23 protein-coding genes are annotated in these 22,023 nt (G+C 39.2%); 2 read left to right on the top strand and 21 right to left on the bottom strand.

The genetic code is table 11. From position 1 onward, the window contains the following. Positions 1-16: 16 nt before the first annotated feature. The 17 genes from FTV32_RS01550 to FTV32_RS01470 form a co-directional block, all read right to left on the bottom strand. A complete protein-coding gene (locus FTV32_RS01550; RefSeq protein WP_180027682.1) occupies positions 17-613 on the bottom strand; it encodes a 6-carboxytetrahydropterin synthase in 597 nt (198 codons plus the stop codon). Positions 614-774: 161 nt separating this feature from the next. Next, on the bottom strand, positions 775-1,731 hold the full coding sequence (gene gspK, locus FTV32_RS01545; RefSeq protein WP_035264566.1) for a type II secretion system minor pseudopilin GspK: 957 nt from the start codon (positions 1,729-1,731) through the stop codon (positions 775-777). 15 nt (positions 1,732-1,746) lie between these two features. Then, positions 1,747-2,394 (bottom strand): type II secretion system minor pseudopilin GspJ, encoded by a 648-nt coding sequence (gspJ, locus tag FTV32_RS01540; protein WP_035264568.1) that lies wholly within the window; start codon positions 2,392-2,394, stop codon positions 1,747-1,749. After that, positions 2,391-2,783 (bottom strand): type II secretion system minor pseudopilin GspI, encoded by a 393-nt coding sequence (gene gspI, locus FTV32_RS01535; RefSeq protein ID WP_035264570.1) that lies wholly within the window; start codon positions 2,781-2,783, stop codon positions 2,391-2,393. Before gspI ends, gspJ begins: the two co-directional genes overlap by 4 nt. Continuing rightward, positions 2,770-3,330, bottom strand: a complete 561-nt coding sequence (locus FTV32_RS01530; RefSeq protein WP_035264572.1) for a Tfp pilus assembly protein FimT/FimU — start codon at positions 3,328-3,330, stop codon at positions 2,770-2,772. Before FTV32_RS01530 ends, gspI begins: the two co-directional genes overlap by 14 nt. Position 3,331: 1 nt before the next feature. Then, the gene (locus FTV32_RS01525) at positions 3,332-3,946 is read right to left on the bottom strand and encodes a TetR/AcrR family transcriptional regulator (RefSeq protein WP_035264575.1); all 615 of its coding nucleotides are present in this window, start codon (positions 3,944-3,946) and stop codon (positions 3,332-3,334) included. 45 nt (positions 3,947-3,991) lie between these two features. Continuing rightward, positions 3,992-4,765 (bottom strand): TatD family hydrolase, encoded by a 774-nt coding sequence (locus tag FTV32_RS01520; RefSeq protein ID WP_180027681.1) that lies wholly within the window; start codon positions 4,763-4,765, stop codon positions 3,992-3,994. Between the two features lie 31 nt (positions 4,766-4,796). Continuing rightward, a complete protein-coding gene (locus FTV32_RS01515) occupies positions 4,797-5,138 on the bottom strand; it encodes a PilZ domain-containing protein (protein WP_180027680.1) in 342 nt (113 codons plus the stop codon). 25 nt (positions 5,139-5,163) lie between these two features. Next, on the bottom strand, positions 5,164-6,141 hold the full coding sequence (locus FTV32_RS01510) for a DNA polymerase III subunit delta' (protein WP_180027679.1): 978 nt from the start codon (positions 6,139-6,141) through the stop codon (positions 5,164-5,166). A gap of 13 nt (positions 6,142-6,154) precedes the next feature. Then, positions 6,155-6,916: a 3-deoxy-manno-octulosonate cytidylyltransferase gene (kdsB, locus tag FTV32_RS01505; RefSeq protein ID WP_180027678.1), complete on the bottom strand. Its 762-nt coding sequence runs from the start codon at positions 6,914-6,916 to the stop codon at positions 6,155-6,157. A gap of 9 nt (positions 6,917-6,925) precedes the next feature. Beyond that, positions 6,926-7,936 (bottom strand): tetraacyldisaccharide 4'-kinase, encoded by a 1,011-nt coding sequence (gene lpxK / locus FTV32_RS01500; protein ID WP_180027677.1) that lies wholly within the window; start codon positions 7,934-7,936, stop codon positions 6,926-6,928. Positions 7,937-7,939: 3 nt separating this feature from the next. Beyond that, positions 7,940-9,664: a lipid A export permease/ATP-binding protein MsbA gene (gene msbA, locus FTV32_RS01495; RefSeq protein ID WP_180027676.1), complete on the bottom strand. Its 1,725-nt coding sequence runs from the start codon at positions 9,662-9,664 to the stop codon at positions 7,940-7,942. 233 nt (positions 9,665-9,897) lie between these two features. Beyond that, on the bottom strand, positions 9,898-10,788 hold the full coding sequence (locus FTV32_RS01490; RefSeq protein ID WP_035264597.1) for a ParB/RepB/Spo0J family partition protein: 891 nt from the start codon (positions 10,786-10,788) through the stop codon (positions 9,898-9,900). Further along, on the bottom strand, positions 10,785-11,567 hold the full coding sequence (locus tag FTV32_RS01485; protein ID WP_180027675.1) for a ParA family protein: 783 nt from the start codon (positions 11,565-11,567) through the stop codon (positions 10,785-10,787). The genes FTV32_RS01490 and FTV32_RS01485 overlap by 4 nt, the downstream gene beginning before the upstream one ends. 23 nt (positions 11,568-11,590) lie before the next feature. Further along, a complete protein-coding gene (gene rsmG / locus FTV32_RS01480; RefSeq protein WP_092766213.1) occupies positions 11,591-12,223 on the bottom strand; it encodes a 16S rRNA (guanine(527)-N(7))-methyltransferase RsmG in 633 nt (210 codons plus the stop codon). A gap of 85 nt (positions 12,224-12,308) precedes the next feature. Continuing rightward, positions 12,309-12,998 carry an N-acetylmuramate alpha-1-phosphate uridylyltransferase MurU gene (gene murU / locus FTV32_RS01475; protein ID WP_180027674.1) on the bottom strand — a complete coding sequence of 230 codons (690 nt, stop codon included), beginning with the start codon at positions 12,996-12,998 and terminating at the stop codon, positions 12,309-12,311. Continuing rightward, positions 12,995-14,011, bottom strand: a complete 1,017-nt coding sequence (locus tag FTV32_RS01470; RefSeq protein WP_180027673.1) for an aminoglycoside phosphotransferase family protein — start codon at positions 14,009-14,011, stop codon at positions 12,995-12,997. Before FTV32_RS01470 ends, murU begins: the two co-directional genes overlap by 4 nt. A gap of 119 nt (positions 14,012-14,130) precedes the next feature. Between FTV32_RS01470 and FTV32_RS01465 the strand changes: the two genes are divergently transcribed. Together FTV32_RS01465 and FTV32_RS01460 are read left to right on the top strand one after the other, a co-directional pair. Continuing rightward, positions 14,131-16,605: an LPS-assembly protein LptD gene (locus FTV32_RS01465; protein WP_180027672.1), complete on the top strand. Its 2,475-nt coding sequence runs from the start codon at positions 14,131-14,133 to the stop codon at positions 16,603-16,605. After that, positions 16,605-17,903, top strand: a complete 1,299-nt coding sequence (locus FTV32_RS01460; RefSeq protein ID WP_180027671.1) for a peptidylprolyl isomerase — start codon at positions 16,605-16,607, stop codon at positions 17,901-17,903. The genes FTV32_RS01465 and FTV32_RS01460 overlap by 1 nt, the downstream gene beginning before the upstream one ends. 107 nt (positions 17,904-18,010) lie before the next feature. On the opposite strand, the gene hfq is transcribed toward FTV32_RS01460, so the two are convergent. The 4 genes from hfq to tsaE all read right to left on the bottom strand — a co-directional run bounded on the left by hfq (position 18,011) and on the right by tsaE (position 21,992). Continuing rightward, complete coding sequence (gene hfq / locus FTV32_RS01455) at positions 18,011-18,523, bottom strand: RNA chaperone Hfq (RefSeq protein WP_180027670.1); 513 nt, start codon at positions 18,521-18,523, stop codon at positions 18,011-18,013. Between the two features lie 89 nt (positions 18,524-18,612). Further along, positions 18,613-19,557 (bottom strand): tRNA (adenosine(37)-N6)-dimethylallyltransferase MiaA, encoded by a 945-nt coding sequence (gene miaA, locus FTV32_RS01450; RefSeq protein WP_180027669.1) that lies wholly within the window; start codon positions 19,555-19,557, stop codon positions 18,613-18,615. A 6-nt stretch (positions 19,558-19,563) separates the two neighbouring features. Next, positions 19,564-21,516 (bottom strand): DNA mismatch repair endonuclease MutL, encoded by a 1,953-nt coding sequence (gene mutL, locus FTV32_RS01445; RefSeq protein WP_180027668.1) that lies wholly within the window; start codon positions 21,514-21,516, stop codon positions 19,564-19,566. A gap of 8 nt (positions 21,517-21,524) precedes the next feature. Further along, positions 21,525-21,992, bottom strand: coding sequence for a tRNA (adenosine(37)-N6)-threonylcarbamoyltransferase complex ATPase subunit type 1 TsaE (tsaE, locus tag FTV32_RS01440; RefSeq protein WP_180027667.1), 468 nt, complete (start codon positions 21,990-21,992; stop codon positions 21,525-21,527). Between the last annotated feature and the right edge of the window lie 31 nt (positions 21,993-22,023).

Here is a 22,023-nt window from a genome sequence, read left to right as displayed (position 1 = left end):
TAAATCAATCACAGCTTTAAAGTTTTACTTGTAAATCTACACTTGGGTTCTTAAAAGTGAATCCTTGTTTCAATTGTTCGTACATTTTAGGATCAGACCATTCATTTTGAATTTGTTCTGAGAATACGATTTGATCAAGCGCCAATAAGCCCATCTGTTCATTTACGATATCTTCAGCAAAACTTTGCGCATAGCCTGTGTCAGTTTCATGCACGATCACTGAATAGACTTCAACATCACCTTCACCATTTTGCGTGATAGTTGATTTCAGTACTTGTTCTGCCAAATAAAAGAAAATTCGAGAAAATTGTTCAGCAGAAGGTGAAACGGGTAATGAAACCCAACGCGCACTAAAAGTTTTACATGCTTGAATATATTCAGCTGAATCTTCTTGCCAAAAACAAATCGCATGATCAAAACTATCATAAAGTTCTTTGATCACACCTTTCAGCAAACCAAAATCATAGACCATTTGACCATGATCTAGCTTTGAGGCTTTCAATAATAATTCGACTTTATAGCTATGACCATGAATTGAACGCTTACAGCGGTCTGATGTGCAATTTCGCACAATATGCGCGTTTTCAAACTTAAATAATTTTCGAATTAACATATGTCAGAGCAATAAAAAATCATGGATTAAAATGATTATAGTGCATATTCACACAACTCATCATTAATTTTAACGTTTTAAGCAATTGGCAAAACGTATTAAAAACAAAAAAATAAAAAGCTATCATTCAATTTGTTTAAATTAATAGTTTAGCAATTTAATCAATTGGTTTGAAGAGGTGCCAAACTTCTTGAGAAGACATAAACCTTATCTTCATCACGCATCAGATAACTCGAAAAATATCGCTTTCGATCAGATAGCATGATTTCAATATCTGCTCGATAGAATGCAGATTTAACATCAAAATTATTTTTTGCTGTGCTTTTTGCTTCTTCACTTAACTGACTTAGAGTGTTGAGTTCCCAGAGCTGATCTACGGACTCAAAAAACTCACCATTGGCTTTTTTCTGATCCAAATCACGCTGTACATTTTGCACATCCAAACTTGGGTCTATAGCAGCAATAATCATCGCTGGTGCTGTATTAATATTAATTTTAATTTCTTTTAAAGGAATCGCTGTAACATAAGGTTTTATCAATAAAAACTTATCACCTTCAAATCCTCGCACTTGCTTCAACTCTTCAACGCTATGAAAAGGACCATTCGCTGGCAAATAAGGACGCGTTAAACTTAAATAATAATTACTCTCTGCCCCCATCGCGCCAATCGTCAAATCATCTTGATCTTGCCAATCAATTACCGCTTCATTCAATTCTTCTGGCAAACCAAGCTTTGTTAATAATCCCTTAAAGTAATTCACCGCATTATCATTCGGCACGCCATCATCTTTGACCAAACTGTTTAAATTAAACTTACCCGTTTCATCAATAATTCGCCCTGCGACATAACCACCATCAATTGGAAATGGTGGCATCGGTTGAGCCCAAGTTTCTTGAAGATTATCTGATTTTGAATTGGACTTAGCATCTTGAACCAATAATTCTGAGAAAAAAGCTTCAGCACTTTTTGCATAATACAGTGCTTGGTTTTGACGAATCACATAGGCCGTATTTTCACTGGTATTGTATTGACGATGGGCAATCGTCGCAGCAATGATAGTTGCCAAAGCGACTAACATTAAAATCGTAATCAAGGCGATTCCTTTTTGCTGCTTCATGCATTTTCCTAATGATTATTGACTAGATGTCGGTTTTAAATAGTCAGTATTAAGCAAACTGAAAATCCACTCGTATTCAACATCTTGTTGCTTAAATCTAATTCGCATACCTTTAGGCAATAGTCGAGCAACACCATCTTGAGCATCATTACCATTAGAACTTATTGTTGATGCATCCGGCCACGAATTCAATTCATTCGGGTTCAAAATTGTGATTTGAAACTCATCCACATTCTCTAGGATCGTACTGGATAAAGGTTGGGTTGTTTGAAGAACATTCAGATTGGGATACTTTAAACGATAAACTTTTCGATCTTGTGCATTATAACGATATTCTATTCTCTCAAATGGAGACAAACCCTGTTTCAGCGGATCTGTGACCCCTGCCTTACTAAATTGTAAAGACTGATCATCCAGTAAAAATGCAGGTTGGATTTGTCCTGCGATATTTGCAGTCAGCGGTACAATTTGCAAAGCATCTCTTTGCATTTGTAAATAACTATCTTGCAAACTGAGAAGCTGCTGCTCATGCACAGCATTGCGATCTTTGACTTTATTTAAATAATCAAAAATTTTCCATCCTAAAGCAGACAATACTGCAAAGATGGCTATGGCAACCAAAAGCTCTACCAAGGTAAAACCTTGTTGTTTACTCTTGATCATGAGTTGGATTGCTCTCTGATAGGATAGTTATAAAACACCATGGTGGTGACACCTGATTCAACTTTACCTAAATCATTGTTATATAGACTCACTTGCACTTCTATTTTCTGAACATCTGGGCTAATAGTCGCTTCTGATTTTTTATCAATTTGCCAACTTAACCCTTGAGAGGTAATTTGCTTCGATTGAGTTCCCTCTAGCCATTCACCACTAATTTGCATTGCAGCGACTTCATTTTGTGCGACGAATTGTGCTTTTGTTCTTAAAATTGCATTTGCAGTCGCCTGTGTGTACTGCATAGCCACCTTCGTCAATGACATTGCTGCTACAGCAAAAATAGCCAAAGCCACCACAACCTCAATCAAGGTAAATCCTTTAAGCACCCGCATCGATTTTACCCAAGTAATCTATTTGAATAAGATCACCAATTGCTTTTTGTTCATAATACATTTGAATTGTGACAGGTTTAACCTCGCCATTGCCCAACCAAATTAATTTAGGTGCATTATTATTCATCAAGTCTGCATTAGTTGCATTTTCAAAACTATAGTCGCTACTTTCGATCTGAAATGAAACCTTTGCAGGTAGCTCTCTCGCAGAAAACTCTGGCATTTCAACCCAAGTGGAAGGTTGACGATTATTATTCGATACAAGCGTCTGCTCTGGACGAGTTAAATCATTATATTTTTGAAATGTATAGCGAAACTGATCACCATTCGATTGTGGCACCAATGCAACCACTAACGATTGATCAACAGCCTCTCGATGAATACGTTTTAAATCTAATATTAAAGCCTCTCTAGCTTGCATTGCTTTACGTTGATCAATCCCACCAATATTCATCACCACCAATGCCGCCATGATGCTGATGATCACAGTGACCACCATCAATTCGATTAAAGTAAATCCGCCTTGACGGTGATCTAGGGATTGCATATTAGGCCACTGATTCTGTCAAATTAATCTGTTTAGGCATCATCAACGCTTGATCAATTAAAGCAACCCTTAACGTATCTCGACAGCCTAAATAGCGTTGATAGAAACTCGAGTTTAATATCGCAGCACCACCATGAGTAATCGACCAAATGGATGCTAAATAATCCCGAGAACTCATCTTACTTTGAATGGATGCTAGATGATTTTCTGTCATACGAATGATAATTCTGAGTCTACTTTTGCGAATCTGATACATTTCATTAAACAAATGATTAATACCCTGACCGGTTGTAGACAATCGCTCTTCAATTTGATGAAAGAGTACAGTACGTTCTGGATGATGCAAATGGTGCAACATAAAAAAAGCTAAATGTTCAGGAAATCCTTTTTCAGTATCTCGAACCATTTCTAATAACATGCGCTCATTACGAATAATGAGCAACATGTACAATTCATCTTTACTTTGGAAGTGCTTATAGAGTGTTCCTTTTGCCAAATCCAACTCAGCGGCCAATGCATCCAATGTCATGCCCGCTTCGCCGTTTTCCAAAAGAAGTTGTTCTGCGACCTGAAATATTAATGCTTCTCTCGCTCTAAACTGAGCCTGACGATCCATCTTCACTCTATAAACTCTCTTCTTTCTATTTTCCGTATTAAATTTTTACTGCATTCGTAGAAGATTCTCGAAATTTTGCGTTGTAATAAAGGCAATCTCCTCGACTGACTTATCATATACATCACTTAATGCTTTGGCTACATATGGGACATACTTTGGTTCATTAGACTTTCCTCTATATGGCATTGGTGCTAAATAAGGGCTATCAGTCTCAATTAATAGTCGATCTAATGGAACTTGCTTGGCCACATCACGTAAATCCTGAGCATTTTTAAACGATACTATTCCTGAAAATGAAATGTAATAACCGCAATCTAGAACCGCTTTTGCCGTATCCCAATCCTCAGTAAAACAATGCAAAATTCCGTGTGTCGACTTTTCAGCTCTTATAATATCTATCGTATCGTTTTTAGATGAGCGTGTGTGTACAACCACTGGCTTTTTCACCATCTGTGAAGCTTGAATATGTCGTGCAAAACATTCTTTTTGTTCTTTAACAAATTCAGTACTGTGATAATAATCTAGACCCGTTTCACCAATTGCCCAGACCTTATCTTTACTCGCCAATTCAACCAAAATTTCAACAGTAGCACGCTGCATGACTGCTGGATCTTCACATGGATGCACCCCAACACTGTAGCCTACTCCTTCGTGTCGAGCTGCAATTTCTGACAGAATAATATGATCATCTAAATCAACCGATATCCCCATCATTTTTGTGACACCAGCATCAATCGCTTGCTGAATTGCTAAATCGATATTTCCCTCGTAAGGTTCGAGATTGAGCATGTTTAAATGACAGTGTGTATCTACAAACACAAGGACACCTTTTAATTTCTTAAGTCAGAACCTACATTGTAAAGCTTGCGCGTGCTGTTGACATACTTCCAGCGAGTATTTTTTCTGCTTCCATTTTGTAATAGGCTCCTTTATCTCCAGTTAACTGCAATCCAAAACCTTGCGGTTTAATGCCTGATTGCTTATAGGAAATCCAAATCACCTTACCCGTAATTGGTATTTTTTGGGTTTGATTAGGAAGTGTTGCCAAGATAAAAATCTCTTCACCCATTTTGACTGAATGTTTGGTTGGAATAAATAATCCCCCACCCTCAACAAAAGGCATATAACTGGATTGCAGAGTTTCGCGATCATTAATATTGACTTGTAATAAACCGCCCGGACGTGGCTGCATCTCTATCCCCTGTATTCAAACATGATTATTGAACATTCATTAATTTTATAAAAAGCTGATCAACAATTAAATTTGATTGAACATTCTGCTCAACCATTTGTTTTGCTTGATGCACATCGTTATAAATATCAAATAATTGCTCTAATTGATATTGCTCAGCCAACAAACTAAAGTCTAAATCGCTATTTTTTACATTTTGTTCCATTTTATAGGCAACAAGATCAGCTAATAAGTACTCAAACATAACAATCAACTCGGAAAAGTTGAGTTGCTTATTCCATCTAGAAGCGTACTGCATTGGCATATTTTTTTGACTGACTAAATGATACCAATCATTTATAAACTCACTTCGCAGAGTTAACCATTCACTTGAGGCCAACTCAATAGCAGCTAAAGGCATACCATTCGAAAGGTTAAGCAACAGTGTGCTCAAAGTCTGCTGCTCTGCATTCAAATGTTGATTCAAATATGCATTGGCTTGATCATCAGTCAGCCGATCTAAGGCGTAATGTTGTAGGCGACTTCGTATAGTGGCTGGTAATTTTAAATAATGATCCGCCAAAAGAATAATCACAACACGCTCACCTGGTTCTTCAAGTGTTTTCAATAAAGCATTTGACGATGCGATATTGAGCGCTTCCGCCGGTTCAATCACAATAACCCGCCAACCATCGACGGTTTGTTGCACGAATGGCTGTAATTCACGAATTTTCTCAATTTTAATTTTAGCGTTTTGTTTCTTATTGTCCTCATCCGTCGTGACGTAAACATAATTTGGATGAGTATCTGATTTTAGCCACAAACAACTCGAACACTGACCACAAGGTTGATTTGGCTGCTTATCTAAACATAGCAGCCAAGTAACAAATTGCTGGGTAAAAGCTTCTTTACCACAGCCTTTTTTGCCATAAAAAAGCAATCCATGACCAACTTGAGGATACCGCTGAGTCAGTGTGCTCCATACATTAAGTTGCCAAGGATAAACATGCTGAGTCTGAGTCATTGACTAATCTATACTATTGGAAATGAGAAATAGGCATTGCATTAAAACGGTCTAAATCTTGTTGCGTATCCACACCTGGTGGTAAGCTCACCTCTGCCAAATCAATTGCAATTCGATGGCCATTTTCTAAAACACGTAGTTGCTCAAGGCTTTCTAAAACCTCAAGCTCACCCTGATCCCATGTCACGTACTCTTGCAGCAACTTCACTCTATAGGCATATAAACCAAGATGTCGGTAGGCTTTAGGATGTAGTATATGTGGTTGTTGCTTTGATCCATCACGATCATATGGAATGGTTGCACGACTGAAATAAAGCGCTTCATTGAACTTACTTATGACAACTTTCACAATACTATCGCGCTTAAATTCTTCTAATTCTTTGATCACTTCACACAAAGTGGACATTGAACATTCAGGCTTTTGCTCTAACAAAGAAGCAACCTGTTGGACTAAAGATGCAGGCAATAATGGTTCATCACCTTGCACATTTACAATAATATCTTCACTCGCCCAACCTTTGATTCGTGCAACTTCACTCAATCGGTCGGTTCCAGAAGGGTGTTCTGCACTGGTCAACACAACATCAATTTGTTCTGCCTTACAAAGATCAACAATTCTTTGATCGTCAGTAGCAACACACAAATCATCAAACCCAGTCACTTTTCGCGCCTGATCTACCACACGTAAAATCATTTCACGCCCGTGTATTTTAAGGAGTGGTTTTCCAGGTAAACGCGAACTTGCAAAGCGAGCAGGTATTACAATATGTTTCATGGATATTCCTTATGTGTTTACGATACCAAGTTTTGCAAGCTGTTGATCCAGCAAATCATAACAAGCTGATGATAAAACTGCTTCAACAGGAACCACCCAAATTTCACGACTAAATTCTGGATGTTGTTTTAACAAAGGGAGGAGTTTTACAGCATCTTTTTCAGTGGTGATGACTGGATTTGAATCTTCAAATTGTAAATCGTCAATCTGATACTCATAATGATCAGGAAATTCATGGCACTGAAAATGCTTTAAGCCCATACTTTCAAGGGTTTTATAAAACCGTTGCGGGAACCCAATACCAACAACCGCATAATAATTCAAATTAGTGGCAAAATATTCAACTTGATCTTCGACTGGATTTAACAAGTACGGCGCTGCGACTTGTAATTGCATATACAGATTTGAGCTTGGTTGTTCAGCATGCTCAATTACTGTACCACTGCATAACCGTGCTACTGGCTCACGCAAAAAGCCTTCAGGCAACAGTTTCTGATTACCTAAACCACGATTGTTATCCAGTACAATCCATTCTAATTGACGATCAAGTGCCCAATGTTGCAAACCATCATCACTAATGATCAAATCAAGTTGATGCTGAGAGAGAAGCAACTCTATGCTTTTCTGTCGTTGCCCACCTACGACCATCGGCACGCCTGTAGATTGCACAATTAGACAGGGCTCATCACCCACTTCATTTGGCTCAGAATCGAGATTCACGCTTGCAGGAAAAGGACCTTTACCACCATAGCCTCGACTAATTACTCCAACTCGAATATTTTTTTGTTGAAGATATTTAACCAATTGAATTAATAACGGTGTTTTACCACTACCACCTACCGTTATATTGCCAATGACCATGACAGGAACTGGTGCAGTATAAATAGGTTTTATACCACGTTGATACAAGGATTTATTCAGGGAAAATCCTAATCGATAAAGTAATGACAGGGGTCGCAATACAATCAACCACTTGGATTGCTTATTCCAAGCATTTTGAATGACCTGCGCAATAGACATAACTTATTCCTCAAAATTACGTTGATGCAGTTGGAAATATGCACCACGCAAATCGAGTAATTCCTGATGTGTTCCCTGCTCTAATATCCGACCTTTATCCATTACCACAATAAGATCTGCATTCTCAATCGTTGATAATCGATGTGCAATGACAATCGTTGTCCGATCCTGCATAGCTGCATCAAAAGCACGCTGAATAAAGTATTCAGACTCATTGTCTAATGCGCTTGTCGCTTCATCAAGAATTAAAATTGGAGCATTTTTTAAGATTGCGCGAGCAATTGCAATACGCTGTCTTTGTCCGCCAGATAAATTTAAACCTTGAGCACCTAATGGTGTGTCATAGCCTTGAGGCAATGCCATAATAAAGTCATGGGCATAAGCAGCTTTCGCAGCAGCAATAATCTGCTCTTCCGAAGCATCTTGTAACTGACCATAAGCAATATTCTCACGAACAGTTCGGTTAAACAGCACGACTTGCTGATTGACCATAGCCACTTGTGAGCGTAACGCTGTAACTTCGATATCTTGAATATCATGGCCATCGAATTTGATTGACCCTGAACTTAATTCTTGAAAACGAACCAATAAGTTAACTAAAGAAGACTTACCAGCCCCCGAACGCCCCACCAACGCTACAGTCTGCCCAGCTTTAACATTTAAATTAAAATCATGGATCGCGTGGAAACCATCGCTATATGTTAAATTTGCCTGATTAAATTCAATATTGCCTTTGAGTTGTGGTTTTAACTGCCCTTCATTTTTTTCTTCAGGCATATCCAATAATTCAAATACTGAATGTGCTGCAGCCATTCCTCGCTGTAATTTTTCATTGATATCGGTTAAAGCTTTTATCGGCTTACTCAACATACCGGCTGCAGTAATATACGCAACAAACTGACCCGCTGAAGTATCCTGTAATATCTCAGGTCTTAAAGCAATCCAAATCACAATACTTAAAGCGATCGCCATAATAAGTTGTACAACAGGACTATTTAATTGTTGTACTGCAACCATTTTTAAACCACGACGCAAGTTTTCGAGTGAGGTTTCTTTAAAACGAGTTTGCTCGTATGCCTGTCCACCAAAGCCTTTAACAACTAAATTACCATTCACGGTTTCTTGCACTACATGGTTTACATCACCCATCGTATCTTGCACTTGAGTAGACAGCTTACGCATACGTTTAGCAGCTTTTCTAATCAAAAAACCGATTAAAGGCGCAAAAATCAAAATACATAAAGTCAAGCGCCAGTTGGAATAGAACAAATATCCTAACAGCGCAATGGTGATCAAACCTTGTTGTAATAAGGTTCTTAATGACTCCGTTGAGGCAGCAGTCAGCTGTTCAACGTTGTACATAATTTTGGCAGTAATATGACCACTAGTGTTATCTAAATAATATTGCGACGGCAATCGCATTAATTTAGCAAAAACTTCTTGGCGAATATTAAAAATTAGATTTCGAGAAATCACCGAAGTGTAGTATCCACCTAGAAATAGCCCCACTCCTCGTACAAACATCAAAACAACAACCAAAAATGGGAATAAGTTCGTGAAACTTCGATCCTGTTCTTGAATGGCATTGATAATATGCTCTAATAATTTCGCAACAGAAACTTCAGTCGCGGCATTCAGCACAAAACCAAATACAACAATCAATGCAATCGTCCAGTACTGTTTTAAGTAACTCAACAAACGCATATAAACTTTAAAATCTTGCTTCACTCACAACCTCTAATTGGTACGGTATCCTTAAACACCTAAACAGATTCAGCACGTATGCAATTTAATCATACATAATTCGAACATCGAATGCTAAAGTCTGCCCCACTCTAAAATCAATGACCTGATTGTATGGAATGATCAAAGTAAACCTTAGCTCAATTGGAGTATTGAGACCTAAATGACTTAAATCTCAAACTCATCTAAATAAATCACATTTACTGCTTTTAAATTAATTATTTTTCATCTAAACAGATATTTAGAATACCATCTAACTCATCAAGTGAATGATAATGAATCACAAGCTTACCTTTACCTTGCTTATTGTGATCAATTTTAACATCTGCACTGAAACGTTCAGAAAGACGCTGAGTCAGTTGCTCTAAATCAGCTGAAATTGATGGTTTTGGCTTATCCTGTTTTGGTGCATTAAAATCACGCACTAACTGTTCTGTTTGACGAACAGAAAGGTTTTTTTCAATGACAATTTTTGCAATTTCAATTTGGTCTTTTGCACGCAAAGTCAATATTGCACGCGCATGCCCCATATCTAATTGACCTTGTTGGATATGGTCTTTAATCGGATCCGCTAAGCTTAATAAGCGCAATAAATTACTTACTGTAGTACGTGCCTTGCCCACTGTTTCAGCAATTTCTTGGTGACTTAATCCAAACTCTTCATGAAAACGCTGCAATGCCATAGCTTGATCAATTGGATTTAAATCTTGGCGTTGAATGTTTTCAATTAATGCCAACGCAATTGCAACTTGATCTGACAAATCACGAACAATTGCAGGAACTTCATTTAGTCCAGCGATTTGAGCTGCTCGCCAACGGCGCTCCCCTGCAATAATTTCATATTGATGCACATCATCCTCAATTGGACGAATGACAATCGGCTGCATGATGCCATGCTTTTTAATAGAAGATGCTAATTCCTGAAGGTCTTCTTCATGAATAAAACGTCGCGGCTGATAATTACCACGTTTAAGAAGTTTGACATCTACTTGTTTGAGCTGACCATGATCTAATGACTGTGCTTCTAATTGTAATTTTTCTTTTTGAATAGAGCCCAATAACGCATCTAAGCCACGACCCTTTGCTAAGCCTCTTTTCTTCACGGTCATGCTTTACTTCCTTTTTTCACTTTGGTTTTTTTTAACATTTCAGCAGCAAGATTCAAATAAGCCACTGCACCCTTAGAACTTTTTTCAAAATAAATAATCGGTAACCCATGTGCTGGCGCTTCCGCTAAACGCACATTTCGAGGAATAACCGTTTCGTATAATTTTTTACCAAAATACTGCTCCAACTCATCCGACACATCACGTGTCAGCGCATTTCGAGCATCGTACATGGTACGCAATACACCAATGATTTCTAAATCAGGGTTTAACGCTTGTTGAATACGATCAATCGTTTGTGTTAAATCTGCCAAGCCTTCCAAGGCATAATATTCACACTGCATTGGAATGATCACGCTTTTAACAGCAGCCAATGCATTTACAGTGATCAAACTTAAGCTTGGTGCACAATCCACAATGATGTAATCAAACTTATCTGCAATTTGTTGGATCGCATCACGCAGAATAAATTCACGACCGTCTTGCTCAGCAATGGCTAATTCAACACCTGCTAAATCACGATTGGAGCCAATTACGCGATATCCAACTTCAGCTTTAGTGATGGCAGTTTCAATTGGCACTTCACCCAGTAAAACATCAGTTACTGAGTATAAGAGATCATTCTTTTGAATACCTGAACCCATAGTGGCATTGCCTTGAGAGTCCATATCAATCAACAATACTCGCTTTTTAAGCACTGCTAATGATGCAGCCAAATTTACAGCAGTCGTGGTTTTACCTACGCCACCTTTTTGGTTCGCAATAGCAATAATTTGAGCCATGGTAACCCCAATCCCTAGAATTTTTAAATTTGTTTAAGTAGCAATAAATGACGTTGTTCATCTAAACGAGGAACGTGAAGCTCAATAATTTCGCAACTCAACTCATCTTTATGGTTTTCAATTTCCTCAGCAGGAATTAAACCTTTCATAGAAGCAATAATACTGTTTTCATGCATAAAAGGACGAGAAGCAGTAATAAAATCTGTCAGTGAGGCGAAAGCACGACTGGTAATTACATCGAATTTACCCAGTTCATTAATACTCTCTTCATTCTCTACTCGAGTTTGAACTGCCACAACATTTTTTAGTTTTAGATCAGCAATAAACTGTTTGAGAAAACGAATTTTTTTTCCATTCGAATCCAGAAGCACACAGCTTCGCTCAGGTTGACATAGCGCGATGATCATCCCCGGCATACCACCACCGGTACCGATATCAAGCAATCGCCCTTGAGGCAAGTCTTTCAAGATGCTGAGGCTATCCAATAAATGCTTAACTAACATTTCTTTAGGATCACGAATCGCGGTCAAGTTGTACGCCTTATTCCACAATACAAGCGCATCTTGATATTTTAATAATAAACTCAACGCCTCATCACTGAGTGATAAACCTAGTTTTTGACTACCTTGTTGTAACTCATGAAAAAAAGGATGCATAAACAGTAAACATCTCAATAAAATTAATCAAAGTATACCGTTTTATGCATCGTGGAACACTATTTAACGCTTAGTGAATACTCAGTTAGTTAAATTGTCCTTCTCGAATTTGCTGATCTAACTGCATCAACCTTTCTGGTGTACCCACATCCACCCACGTTTCAGCCATTTTTTCAGCAGAAATTCTGTGGTTGTGCATAGCATCTTTAAGCAAAGGTGCTAAAGGACGCTTGCCCCATTCTAGACCTTCGAATAAACGAGGATGAATCACCGCAATACCACTATAAGTCAGATTTTCGCCCTCTTTTTCTTGCTCAAAAGTATAAGCACGGCCATCTAATAGTGTGAAATCACCTTGAGGATGTTGTAGCGGATTTGGTACAAGTACCAAGTGTGCCAGATCTTCTTGTAAATCAAGCTCAAGCAACTGAGCAAAATCAAACTGAGTCCACACATCCCCATTGACGAGGATAAATGGTTCTTCACCCAACAAGGGCAAAGCATTGATGATTCCACCAGCTGTTTCCAAACCCTCATCTTCACGCGTCCAGCGAATGTTCACACCAAACTGAGAACCATCGCCTAAAGCACCGATCAATTTGTCTGCCAGCCATGCCGAATTAATAATAATTTCACTAACACCAATCGACTTTAATTTTTCAATATGCCATACAATTAAAGGCTTTCCACCCACTTCCAACAGTGGCTTTGGTTTATAAAGCGTCAAGGGACGCATACGGTTACCCAGACCCGCTGCTAAAATCATGGCTTTCATGCAGCTACTACCTCATAGTGACCATACTTGGCTTCAAATGCATATAGCACTTTATCTTCAACCCATTGAATAAATGGAGTGAGTTCAGCGTAAGGCTTCGACTCTTCGAGTAAATACCACATGACACGAGGCAAGTCTTTTAAATAGCCCGACTTTCCATCACGTTCAAACAATCGCACAAAAATACCTAAAATCTTTAAATGGCGTTGAATCGCCATGAAGTCAGCATCTTTAATAAAGCGCTCTAAATCACGATCAATTTTTGAATCATCTGGTAATAATTCATAGAAGGTTTTAAACCATTGTTTTACACGTGCTGGAGGCCATTGCACGTATGCATCACGTGTAATTGAAATCAAGTCGTAGGTATCCGCACCGATTACCGCATCTTGAAAATCAATTACACCTTGCTCTTGCTCATCACTTAACAGCATGAGATTACGACTGTGAAAGTCTCGATGAACAATCACTTGGGGTTGAGCTAAAGCCGCATTTGCCAATATCGCAAAAGTGCGCTTAATCAAACCTTGTTCATCAGCATTTAATCGAATATTTAATGATGGAAGCAACCAATCTGTGAATAACTCCATTTCACTGATTAATTTTTCGTAACTATATTCTGGAAACTGATCCACACCATGAATAGACTGTAATTGAATGAGTTGTTTAAAACTCTGTAAATAATGCTGATCTACCGTGTCATCATTTAAATGGTTTGCTAAAAGCTCATCCCCAAAATCTTCTAGAAGCAATAACCCTTGATCTAAATCCTTTGCAACAATATGTGGAACACGAACTCCATGACGATCAAAGAATTCGTCAATCGTCACAAAAGGTACACAATCTTCTTTTTCTGGAGGTGCATCCATCAACATAAATGATTTATTATTCAAGGTGATTCGCGCATAGCGACGGAAACTGGCATCGCCTGCTAAATATTTTATTTCGAACTGCTCTGATTGAAGTACAGATTGCACCCACGTATGTATCAATTGTTCACGTTGTGTATTCATTTGCTATAAATTCTAGTACAGGCTGAATATTTAAAGTGCTAAGTGTAGCCACTAATCCGTTTTTTCTCTATGATGCGACAATAATTAATTGCAATTTGCATACTTGGTTAATGATATAAATGAAGCATCAGTTTACTTTCAGCCCTTTGGCGACTGCTATTTTAACCTTATTGTGTGGTAGCACAGTCTCAAGTTATGCCGACTCTAAAGACAGTACAACTGAGGTGGACAATCAAGCACTTCAAACTGCAATTAAAGAAAGCTACCCTGGTCAGCGCTTCTTTGATCAATATTATGTCAATAAAAATTCAGCCGAAGCGCAACAACGTAGCACGTTCTCCCCAAGCTCGAAATTTTGTGCTCAAACTTGGTTGACACCAATCAGCCCTGATACTAAAGCAGTTGATCCTGAGCAAGCAACATCGATCATCACCGCTGATCGTGCATATTACAATCCAAATGGTGATTCAGAATTAGAAGGCAATGTCATCATCGATCAGCAAGGTCGTATGGTTCGTGCGGATAAAATTAAAATTGACAACACTCAAACCCACGCCAAGGCTTCTGGCAATGTACAGTTAGCACAAGCGGGTTTATTGGCTCAAAGTGATCAAATTGACTACAATTTAAAAACCCAAACGGGACGCCTCAATAACAGCTTTTATATTTCAGAAGCGACACATGGGCATGGTCGTGCAGAAAATATTGAGCGCACCTCACCCAATATTTTACTCCTTCAGAATGCAACTTATAGCACGTGTCCACCTGAGCAAAGCCCAACATGGAAGATTCAAGCCAATTCGATTGAGTTAAATCAAGACACTGGGCGTGGTGTGACCAAAGGCACTAAACTATATATTAAAAACACACCAGTGCTGGCTGTGCCATATTTCAATTTCCCTATTGATGATCGTCGTACCACTGGCTTATTAAACCCAGGTTTTGGTTATACAAACGATGGTGGTTTAGAACTTGAAGCGCCAATTTATCTCAATTTAGCACCCAATTATGATGCAACTATAACCCCACGTTTCATTGGCGGTCGTGGATTGATGGCTGAAGGTGAGTTCAGGTATCTGACTGAACAATATGGTGGTGGCCGTATTTGGGGTGGTTATTTAGCACAAGATCGTAAATATGATGATGAAGATCGTAAAGATTTACACCTCTTGCACAATTGGAAAATCAATGACCAATGGACGACCAATTTAGAATACAACTATGTTTCTGATAAAGATTTCTTTGCCGATCTAGACAGCAATCCGAATACAAGAACAGAATTAAACCAACGCCGCGCTTGGGATCTTAATTACGCCAATGGAATTCCAGGGTTGCGCGCGCAACTCAAAGTTGAAGACTTCCAGACGCTAGACCCTGATGTTGATGATGTTGATCGCCCCTATGCACGACTACCGCAATTGCTCGTCAATTATATCACTGGTAATCCGCAAGGACTGGAATATGAATTTAATAACGATACAGCATATTTCCAAAAAGATATTAATGACTTAGATGCTTCAGACAACTCAAATATGGACACCATTTATCAACCAAGTGGTACACGTCTTTATAATGAGTTTTCTGCACGATATAACTTCCGCAATCAGTGGTCATTCTTTATACCACAAGCATCAGTTCGCTCTATAAATACTTTCTTTGATCAAAATACGATTGATCGTATCACTGAAGAACAAAGAAAAAACACCAAAGATAATGCAGTTATAGTTCCAGAGTTTACTTTAGATGCTGGTCTTATCTTTGAAAAAGATGGAAAATTCTTACAAACCATCACACCACGTGCATTCTATGCTTATGCACCACACAGAAATCAAAAAAGTTCACCGAACTTTGACTCAACCGCAGCGTCCCTGAATTACGATCAACTCTTTAATCCACGTCGCTTTTATGGCCACGACCGCCTAGAAGATAATAACTTCTTATCACTCGGAGTAAGTTACAGCCTCTTTGATACAATCGGATTAGAACGTTTACGTGCCAGCATCGGACAAAGTTACTATTTTGAAGACCGTAAGGTGACTTTGAATAATAGTCAAAATGACCCATTTAATACTGAGCGTCAAACTGGTCCTGTGATCAGCATTGCCAGCCAGCTTTCTCAGAACTTTACTGTGAATGCAAACTCAATGTGGATGTCTAACGGAGATAATGCTCAACGTGATCTACAAGTGTATTACACAGGTGATCAAGGTAACCTATACAACTTTGGTTATTTTAATCGTAAGCGACTTGAAGATCGTCAAGACCACTATGACCAAGTTACAGCATCCTTTATACAACCTGTGAAAGGTAATTGGAATTTGATGGGTCATATGCAATATGATCTAGACAACAGTGTTGCACGCGAGTACCTTTTAGGTATTAATTATGAGTCGTGCTGCTGGGGTGTTTCGGTCTATGGTCGCTCTTATTACAATGACTTAGATGATGTTAATGCACCAGACACCAAACAAAAACGTGCTGTAATGGCAGAGTTTACACTTAAAGGACTTGGTGGCTTAAACAGTAAGTTAAGCTCTTTACTGGAAAATCGAATCTTGGGTTTCGATAAAGTTAAACAAAATTGGACGAATTAATGAAGATGCAAAATTTAAAACAACTCTTTAAAGCTTCAGCGTTAGCACTTGTTATTTCTGCATCAGTGTCAAGTTATGCAAACCCATCAGATCAAATCGTTGCTATTGTTGGCAAAAGCGCCATTTTAAAAAGTGACATTGCACAAGGTGTCGCTGAGCTACAACATCAGCTTAAAGCTCAAAAACAGGATGTACCACCACTTCAGGTACTTGAAAATCAAGCTCTGAATAAACTTATCATCCAAAATGCGCAACTTGAACAAGTAAAACGCTATGGCATTCAAGTTGATGAAAAAACTTTAAATGATGCTGTGCTTAATGTTGCTCGCCAGTCGAACAGTAATAGCCTAGAAGACTTCCAGCAAAAGCTTGACCGTATGGCTCCAGGCACTTATGAAAACCTACGTGCTAAAGTCGCTGATGATCTTGCTATTCAGCGCTTACGTCAACAACAAGTGATGTCACGCATTAAAATCAGCGACCAAGATGTTGAAAACTTCCTCAAATCACCGGAAGGTCAAGCTGCTGTGGGTACTCAAGCTCACGTGATTCACTTCAGAATTTCTGGTGAAGCCTCTCAACAAGAACTCACTCAAGTCGCGCAACAAGTTCAAGATGCACTTCAAGCTTCGAATGATGTAGATGCGATACAGAAACAATTTTCTACATCTACAATTAAAGTTGAAGGTGCAGATATGGGCTCGCGCTCAATCGCAGATATTCCAGAAGAACTTGCATCGAGTATCGCTTTAGTTTCACCAGGCAATACTACTGATTTAATTCAGGCTCGAGATGGCATCCACTTATTGAAACTCTTAGAGCGCAAGTCAAATGAGAAAAAGACAATTGTGCCACAATACCAAACTCGCCATATTCTGATTAAGACTTCTGAAGTGGTGAGCCCTGAAAATGCCAAACACACTATTGACAGTATCTATAGCCGTGTAAAGGCAGGTGACGATTTTGCAGTCCTTGCTGCAACTTATTCAAATGATCCAGGCTCTGCACGTGATGGTGGTAGCTTAGGTTGGGTGTCACCAGGAATGATGGTGCCAGAGTTTGATCAAAAAATGCAGACTGCGAAAATTGGCGAAGTCAGTGAACCTTTTCAAACACAGTTTGGTTGGCACATTTTGCAAGTTACTGATGCACGTCAGCAAGACATGACTCAGGAACAGCAAAAACGCATAGCGCGCCAAATTCTTGGTGACCGTCAATTTGATGCAGAGTTAGATGGCTGGTTAAGAGAGCTTCGCGCAAGTACATACGTTGAAATTAAACAACCCAACCAAAACTAATTTTTTCTTAATTGAGAGCCTCCACTATGGGGGCTTTAATTTTAATTTTTAGGCTGTTCATATAAAAAAAGGCACCTTCATCAGGTGCCTTTTTGATTACTCAAAAATTAACGATTGTTATCGTCTTCTTGAGCATCATCAAATTTTGTTTCGCCATCAAAGTTTGGTGTAGAAGTCGCACCAAAGCCACCTTGACCACCGAAGCCACCTTGACCACCGAAGCCACCTTGACTGCCAAAACCTTGACCGCCACCGAAGCCACCTTGACCGCCAAAGCCACCTTGACCGCCAAAGCCACCTTGACCACCGAAGCCGCCTTGACCACCGAAGCCACCTTGACCACCGAAGCCACCTTGTTGACCACCGAAGCCGCCTTGAGCACCAGCAGGAGCGCCTGCAGGAGCACCAGCAGGACGTGGATTACGTGCAGGTACAACTGTTGAAATAGCGTGTTTGTAAACCATTTGGCTTACCGTGTTTTTTAATAATACAACGTATTGATCAAATGATTCGATATGACCTTGTAATTTAATACCGTTGACTAAAAAGATTGAAACTGGAATACGTTCCTTACGGAGAGAGTTTAAGAACGGATCTTGTAAAGTTTGACCTTTAGACATGTTATACTCCAAAAAATAAAATCAGCGCAAAAAAACTATCTTTATTTTTCAATTAAAATTTATAAAAAAGATAGTGAGTAAATTTTGCTTTATCCATATAAGTTTCGCAAGTCTTCTTGAGCTTGCTTTATCGTCAAAAAAGTTTGAAAACTGTGCGCTTCTTGCAAAGAACGTAACCAAGTGTATTGACGTTTAGCAAGTTGTCGTGTTGCAAACAAACACTTGTCTTCCATATCTTGCTTAGATTTGAGACTTCTATCACTATTTTTAAGGAAATCTAAAGCTTGGCGATATCCAACAGATCTCGCCGATGGCAAATTATCGTTTAAATCGTATTTTTCAATCAGATACTCCACCTCATTTAAAAAACCGATATCCCACATTATTTTTAGGCGCAGTTCAATTCTTTTGTGTAATTCTACACGATCAGGTAATAGCGCATAATTATGAAAATTGTAACGATATGGCTGTTTTTTAGGCTGTTCAGCTTGAAGCTCAGTGATAGGTCGACCTGTCAGACGATAGACCTCTAGCGCACGTATAATGCGCTGACGATCACTCACTTTAAACTTCTCACCTGCCATAGGATCGACACATTTTAACTCTTCGTAGACGCTCTCCCAACCCAATGCCATGGCTTCATTTTCAATTTGTTGACGTACCTTTTCATCAGCATTAGGGAGATTCGTTGCCAAGCCTTCCAACAGTGCTTTGTAGTACAACATCGTCCCACCCACCAAAATTGGGGTCTTACCGCGTGAATGTATTTCATCAATCAGCAGCGATGCATCTTCAACGAATTGAGCTGCCGAATAAACCTCGAGCGGTGTAATAATATCAATCAAGTGATGTGGATATCGTTCCTGCTCTTCTTTTGATGGCTTTGCCGAACCGATATCCATGTCCTTATAGATTAACGCAGAATCCACTGAAACAATTTCAAAATTACCGCGCTCATATAGCTCGCATGCCAAAGCAGTTTTCCCACTCGCAGTCGGCCCCATTAAGTTAATGACTGGCATTTGATTTGACATGTACAATTACTCTCCTCGAGCAAATAATTTATCTAATTGACTAAGTGGAAAAGCTCTCCAAGTCGGTCGTCCATGATTACATTGACTTGCAAACTCAGTTTGTTCCATCTGCCTCAACAGTGCATTCATTTCAGAAATACTTAACATTCGATGCGCACGCACTGCGCCATGACATGCCATCCCTGCCAAGATATGGTCTCTTTTTTGTTGTAAAGCACTGGCCTCATCATTGGGATCAAGATCATTCAAAAGTTCTGGGATTAATGCATTAAAATCAGCTTTGTGCAAAATAGCAGGCACACCTCGCACTATCACTTGCTCATCGCCATATTGATCAATTTCTAAACCAAGCCGCGCCAACTGAGGCTTAAGGTCTTCGATACGCGTGGCTTGCATGCGTGTAATTGAAATCACTTTTGGAATCAGCAACTGCTGTGATGTCCAAAATTCAGGTTTATCCCAAGCAGATTTCATTTGCTGCAACAAGATTCGCTCATGCGCAGCATGCATATCCACAATGATCAAACCTTCAGAATTTTGCGCCAGAATATAAATTCCATGAAGTTGTGCAATTGCAATCCCCAAGGGGAACTCATCAACTCTAGACGATGTTGATTCCATCTCAGCATCATGAGGAACTTCAAAATTAGATGACGTTTCTTTCAAAGGTGCCAAATAAGACTTGAGTGCATTACTGATATTAGAATTTGAATAAGGCTGGCTCGGCGCACTATATTGAACTGACTGAGGCTGTTTAACACTAAAATCTGTTAAATACCCCTCATGACTCGATTCCTGCAACGTCTGGGACATAGGGGGCGATGCTGGAGCATTTTGATGCAGATTAAATTGCTCTTGATAACGTGGTAACTGTACTGATGGTGCGATGACATCTTGATCAAGCTTTAAAGCCTGGGCTAAATCCGCAGTCGCAGTTTGAAATTGCGACAAAGTTTCTTTGGCAAAATGACGTACAAATTCGTGTACTTCACGTTGATTCAAAAATCGAATTTCATGTTTAGTCGGATGCACATTCACATCAATAAATTCAGGATCAACTTCTAAGAACAACAAATAAGCTGCATGTTGATGCCCATGCAAGATGCCATCATAGGCCATTCGCAAAGCATGAGAGATTGTTTTATCTTTTACGATACGACCATTCACGTACACATACTGCAAATCACTTTGTGCTCGAGCATCAGAAGGATGACCTAACCATCCTGATAAGCGCATATTGACACTATCAGCATCGATCCAATACGCATTTTCCGTAAATTGTCGACCTAAAAGCTGCTGTACACGTTGAAATCTGAGTTGACCACTGTCTGCGACAGGCAAATTTAAACGAATAGCACCATTATGTTCCAGCACAATCCGAATATCGAAATGCGTTAAGGCTAAGCGCCGTACGATTTCTTCAATGTGACCAAATTCCGTATTTGGCTTTTTTAAAAACTTTCGTCTTGCTGGCACATTAAAAAATAAATCTTGTACACGTATGTGTGTGCCTTGCTGAGTAGCAACAGCTTGAATCTCTTGATGATCAAAGGCCGTGCCGTTTACTTCGACCTGATAACCAATTCCTGAATCATCACGACTACTGGTCAAGGTCAAGCGCGAAACAGCAGCAATGGAAGCCAAGGCTTCTCCGCGAAAACCTAAGCTCACAATTGCATGTAAATCTTCAGCAGTTTGAATTTTACTGGTCGCATGACGCATGACCGCAAGCGGAAGATCCTCAGGATGAATCCCTTTGCCATTATCGATAATCTCAATCAGCGTACTACCGCCTTGTTCGACTCGAATGATTAATTCAGTCGCACCTGCATCAATGGAGTTTTCTAGAAGTTCCTTCACCACTGATGCAGGACGTTCAATTACCTCTCCCGCAGCAATTTGGTTTGCTAATGCAGGAGATAAGGTTTGAATTCGATTCAAGCTAAGATCATGCGCCATAGATTTATTTAAAACTGTGTCTTTAATTTTGCGAGTAAAGCTTCATCATTTGAAGAAATCGTGACATGACGCACTGACTCATCATCAGATTTCTCAATATTCAAGATAACATCTGCTTCTGGAATTTCGTCACTACCTTTAGAGGGCCATTCAAACAAGAATAGCGCATCAGCAATATCCAGATAATCACGAAGACCCATCAACTCAAGTTCATAAGGATCATTCAAACGATACAAATCAAAATGAAAGACATCCTGCTGATTGATTTTATAGGGTTCAACCAGTGTATAAGTCGGGCTTTTAACCGCACCACGATGACCTAAATTTTGCAGCCAATAACGCGTCAGGGTGGTTTTACCCGCACCCAAATCTCCAATGAGGTATATGACACCCTTTTCAATACACTGCCCTAAACATGCAGCTAATTTTTGAGTATCTGCTTCATCATTTAAGTTGAGTTGAAAAGAATATTGCATCTGGATCACATTAGACATCTGTTGAAGAGGT

It is taken from the genome of Acinetobacter sp. YH16032, from assembly GCF_013417345.1.
GTDB lineage: Bacteria > Pseudomonadota > Gammaproteobacteria > Pseudomonadales > Moraxellaceae > Acinetobacter.
Note: the sequence above shows the minus strand (reverse complement) of the source record. Positions and strands in the feature narration are given on the sequence as shown.

Excerpts from the sequence above, each read along its gene's own strand:
- FTV32_RS01510 (WP_180027679.1), bottom strand. The coding sequence starts at position 6,141 with ATGACTCAGACTCAGCATGTTTATCCTTGGCAACTTAATGTATGGAGC.
- miaA (WP_180027669.1), bottom strand. The coding sequence starts at position 19,557 with ATGTCAAATCAAATGCCAGTCATTAACTTAATGGGGCCGACTGCGAGT.
- gspJ (WP_035264568.1), bottom strand. The coding sequence starts at position 2,394 with ATGATCAAGAGTAAACAACAAGGTTTTACCTTGGTAGAGCTTTTGGTT.
- hfq (WP_180027670.1), bottom strand. The coding sequence starts at position 18,523 with ATGTCTAAAGGTCAAACTTTACAAGATCCGTTCTTAAACTCTCTCCGT.
- FTV32_RS01530 (WP_035264572.1), bottom strand. The coding sequence starts at position 3,330 with ATGCAATCCCTAGATCACCGTCAAGGCGGATTTACTTTAATCGAATTG.
- gspK (WP_035264566.1), bottom strand. The coding sequence starts at position 1,731 with ATGAAGCAGCAAAAAGGAATCGCCTTGATTACGATTTTAATGTTAGTC.
- mutL (WP_180027668.1), bottom strand. The coding sequence starts at position 21,516 with ATGGCGCATGATCTTAGCTTGAATCGAATTCAAACCTTATCTCCTGCA.
- FTV32_RS01465 (WP_180027672.1), top strand. The coding sequence starts at position 14,131 with ATGAAGCATCAGTTTACTTTCAGCCCTTTGGCGACTGCTATTTTAACC.
- tsaE (WP_180027667.1), bottom strand. The coding sequence starts at position 21,992 with ATGCAATATTCTTTTCAACTCAACTTAAATGATGAAGCAGATACTCAA.
- FTV32_RS01460 (WP_180027671.1), top strand. The coding sequence starts at position 16,605 with ATGAAGATGCAAAATTTAAAACAACTCTTTAAAGCTTCAGCGTTAGCA.
- FTV32_RS01550 (WP_180027682.1), bottom strand. The coding sequence starts at position 613 with ATGTTAATTCGAAAATTATTTAAGTTTGAAAACGCGCATATTGTGCGA.
- FTV32_RS01525 (WP_035264575.1), bottom strand. The coding sequence starts at position 3,946 with ATGGATCGTCAGGCTCAGTTTAGAGCGAGAGAAGCATTAATATTTCAG.
- FTV32_RS01470 (WP_180027673.1), bottom strand. The coding sequence starts at position 14,011 with ATGAATACACAACGTGAACAATTGATACATACGTGGGTGCAATCTGTA.
- gspI (WP_035264570.1), bottom strand. The coding sequence starts at position 2,783 with ATGCGGGTGCTTAAAGGATTTACCTTGATTGAGGTTGTGGTGGCTTTG.
- FTV32_RS01490 (WP_035264597.1), bottom strand. The coding sequence starts at position 10,788 with ATGACCGTGAAGAAAAGAGGCTTAGCAAAGGGTCGTGGCTTAGATGCG.
- kdsB (WP_180027678.1), bottom strand. The coding sequence starts at position 6,916 with ATGAAACATATTGTAATACCTGCTCGCTTTGCAAGTTCGCGTTTACCT.
- murU (WP_180027674.1), bottom strand. The coding sequence starts at position 12,998 with ATGAAAGCCATGATTTTAGCAGCGGGTCTGGGTAACCGTATGCGTCCC.
- lpxK (WP_180027677.1), bottom strand. The coding sequence starts at position 7,936 with ATGTCTATTGCGCAGGTCATTCAAAATGCTTGGAATAAGCAATCCAAG.
- FTV32_RS01515 (WP_180027680.1), bottom strand. The coding sequence starts at position 5,138 with ATGCAGCCACGTCCGGGCGGTTTATTACAAGTCAATATTAATGATCGC.
- FTV32_RS01485 (WP_180027675.1), bottom strand. The coding sequence starts at position 11,567 with ATGGCTCAAATTATTGCTATTGCGAACCAAAAAGGTGGCGTAGGTAAA.
- rsmG (WP_092766213.1), bottom strand. The coding sequence starts at position 12,223 with ATGCATCCTTTTTTTCATGAGTTACAACAAGGTAGTCAAAAACTAGGT.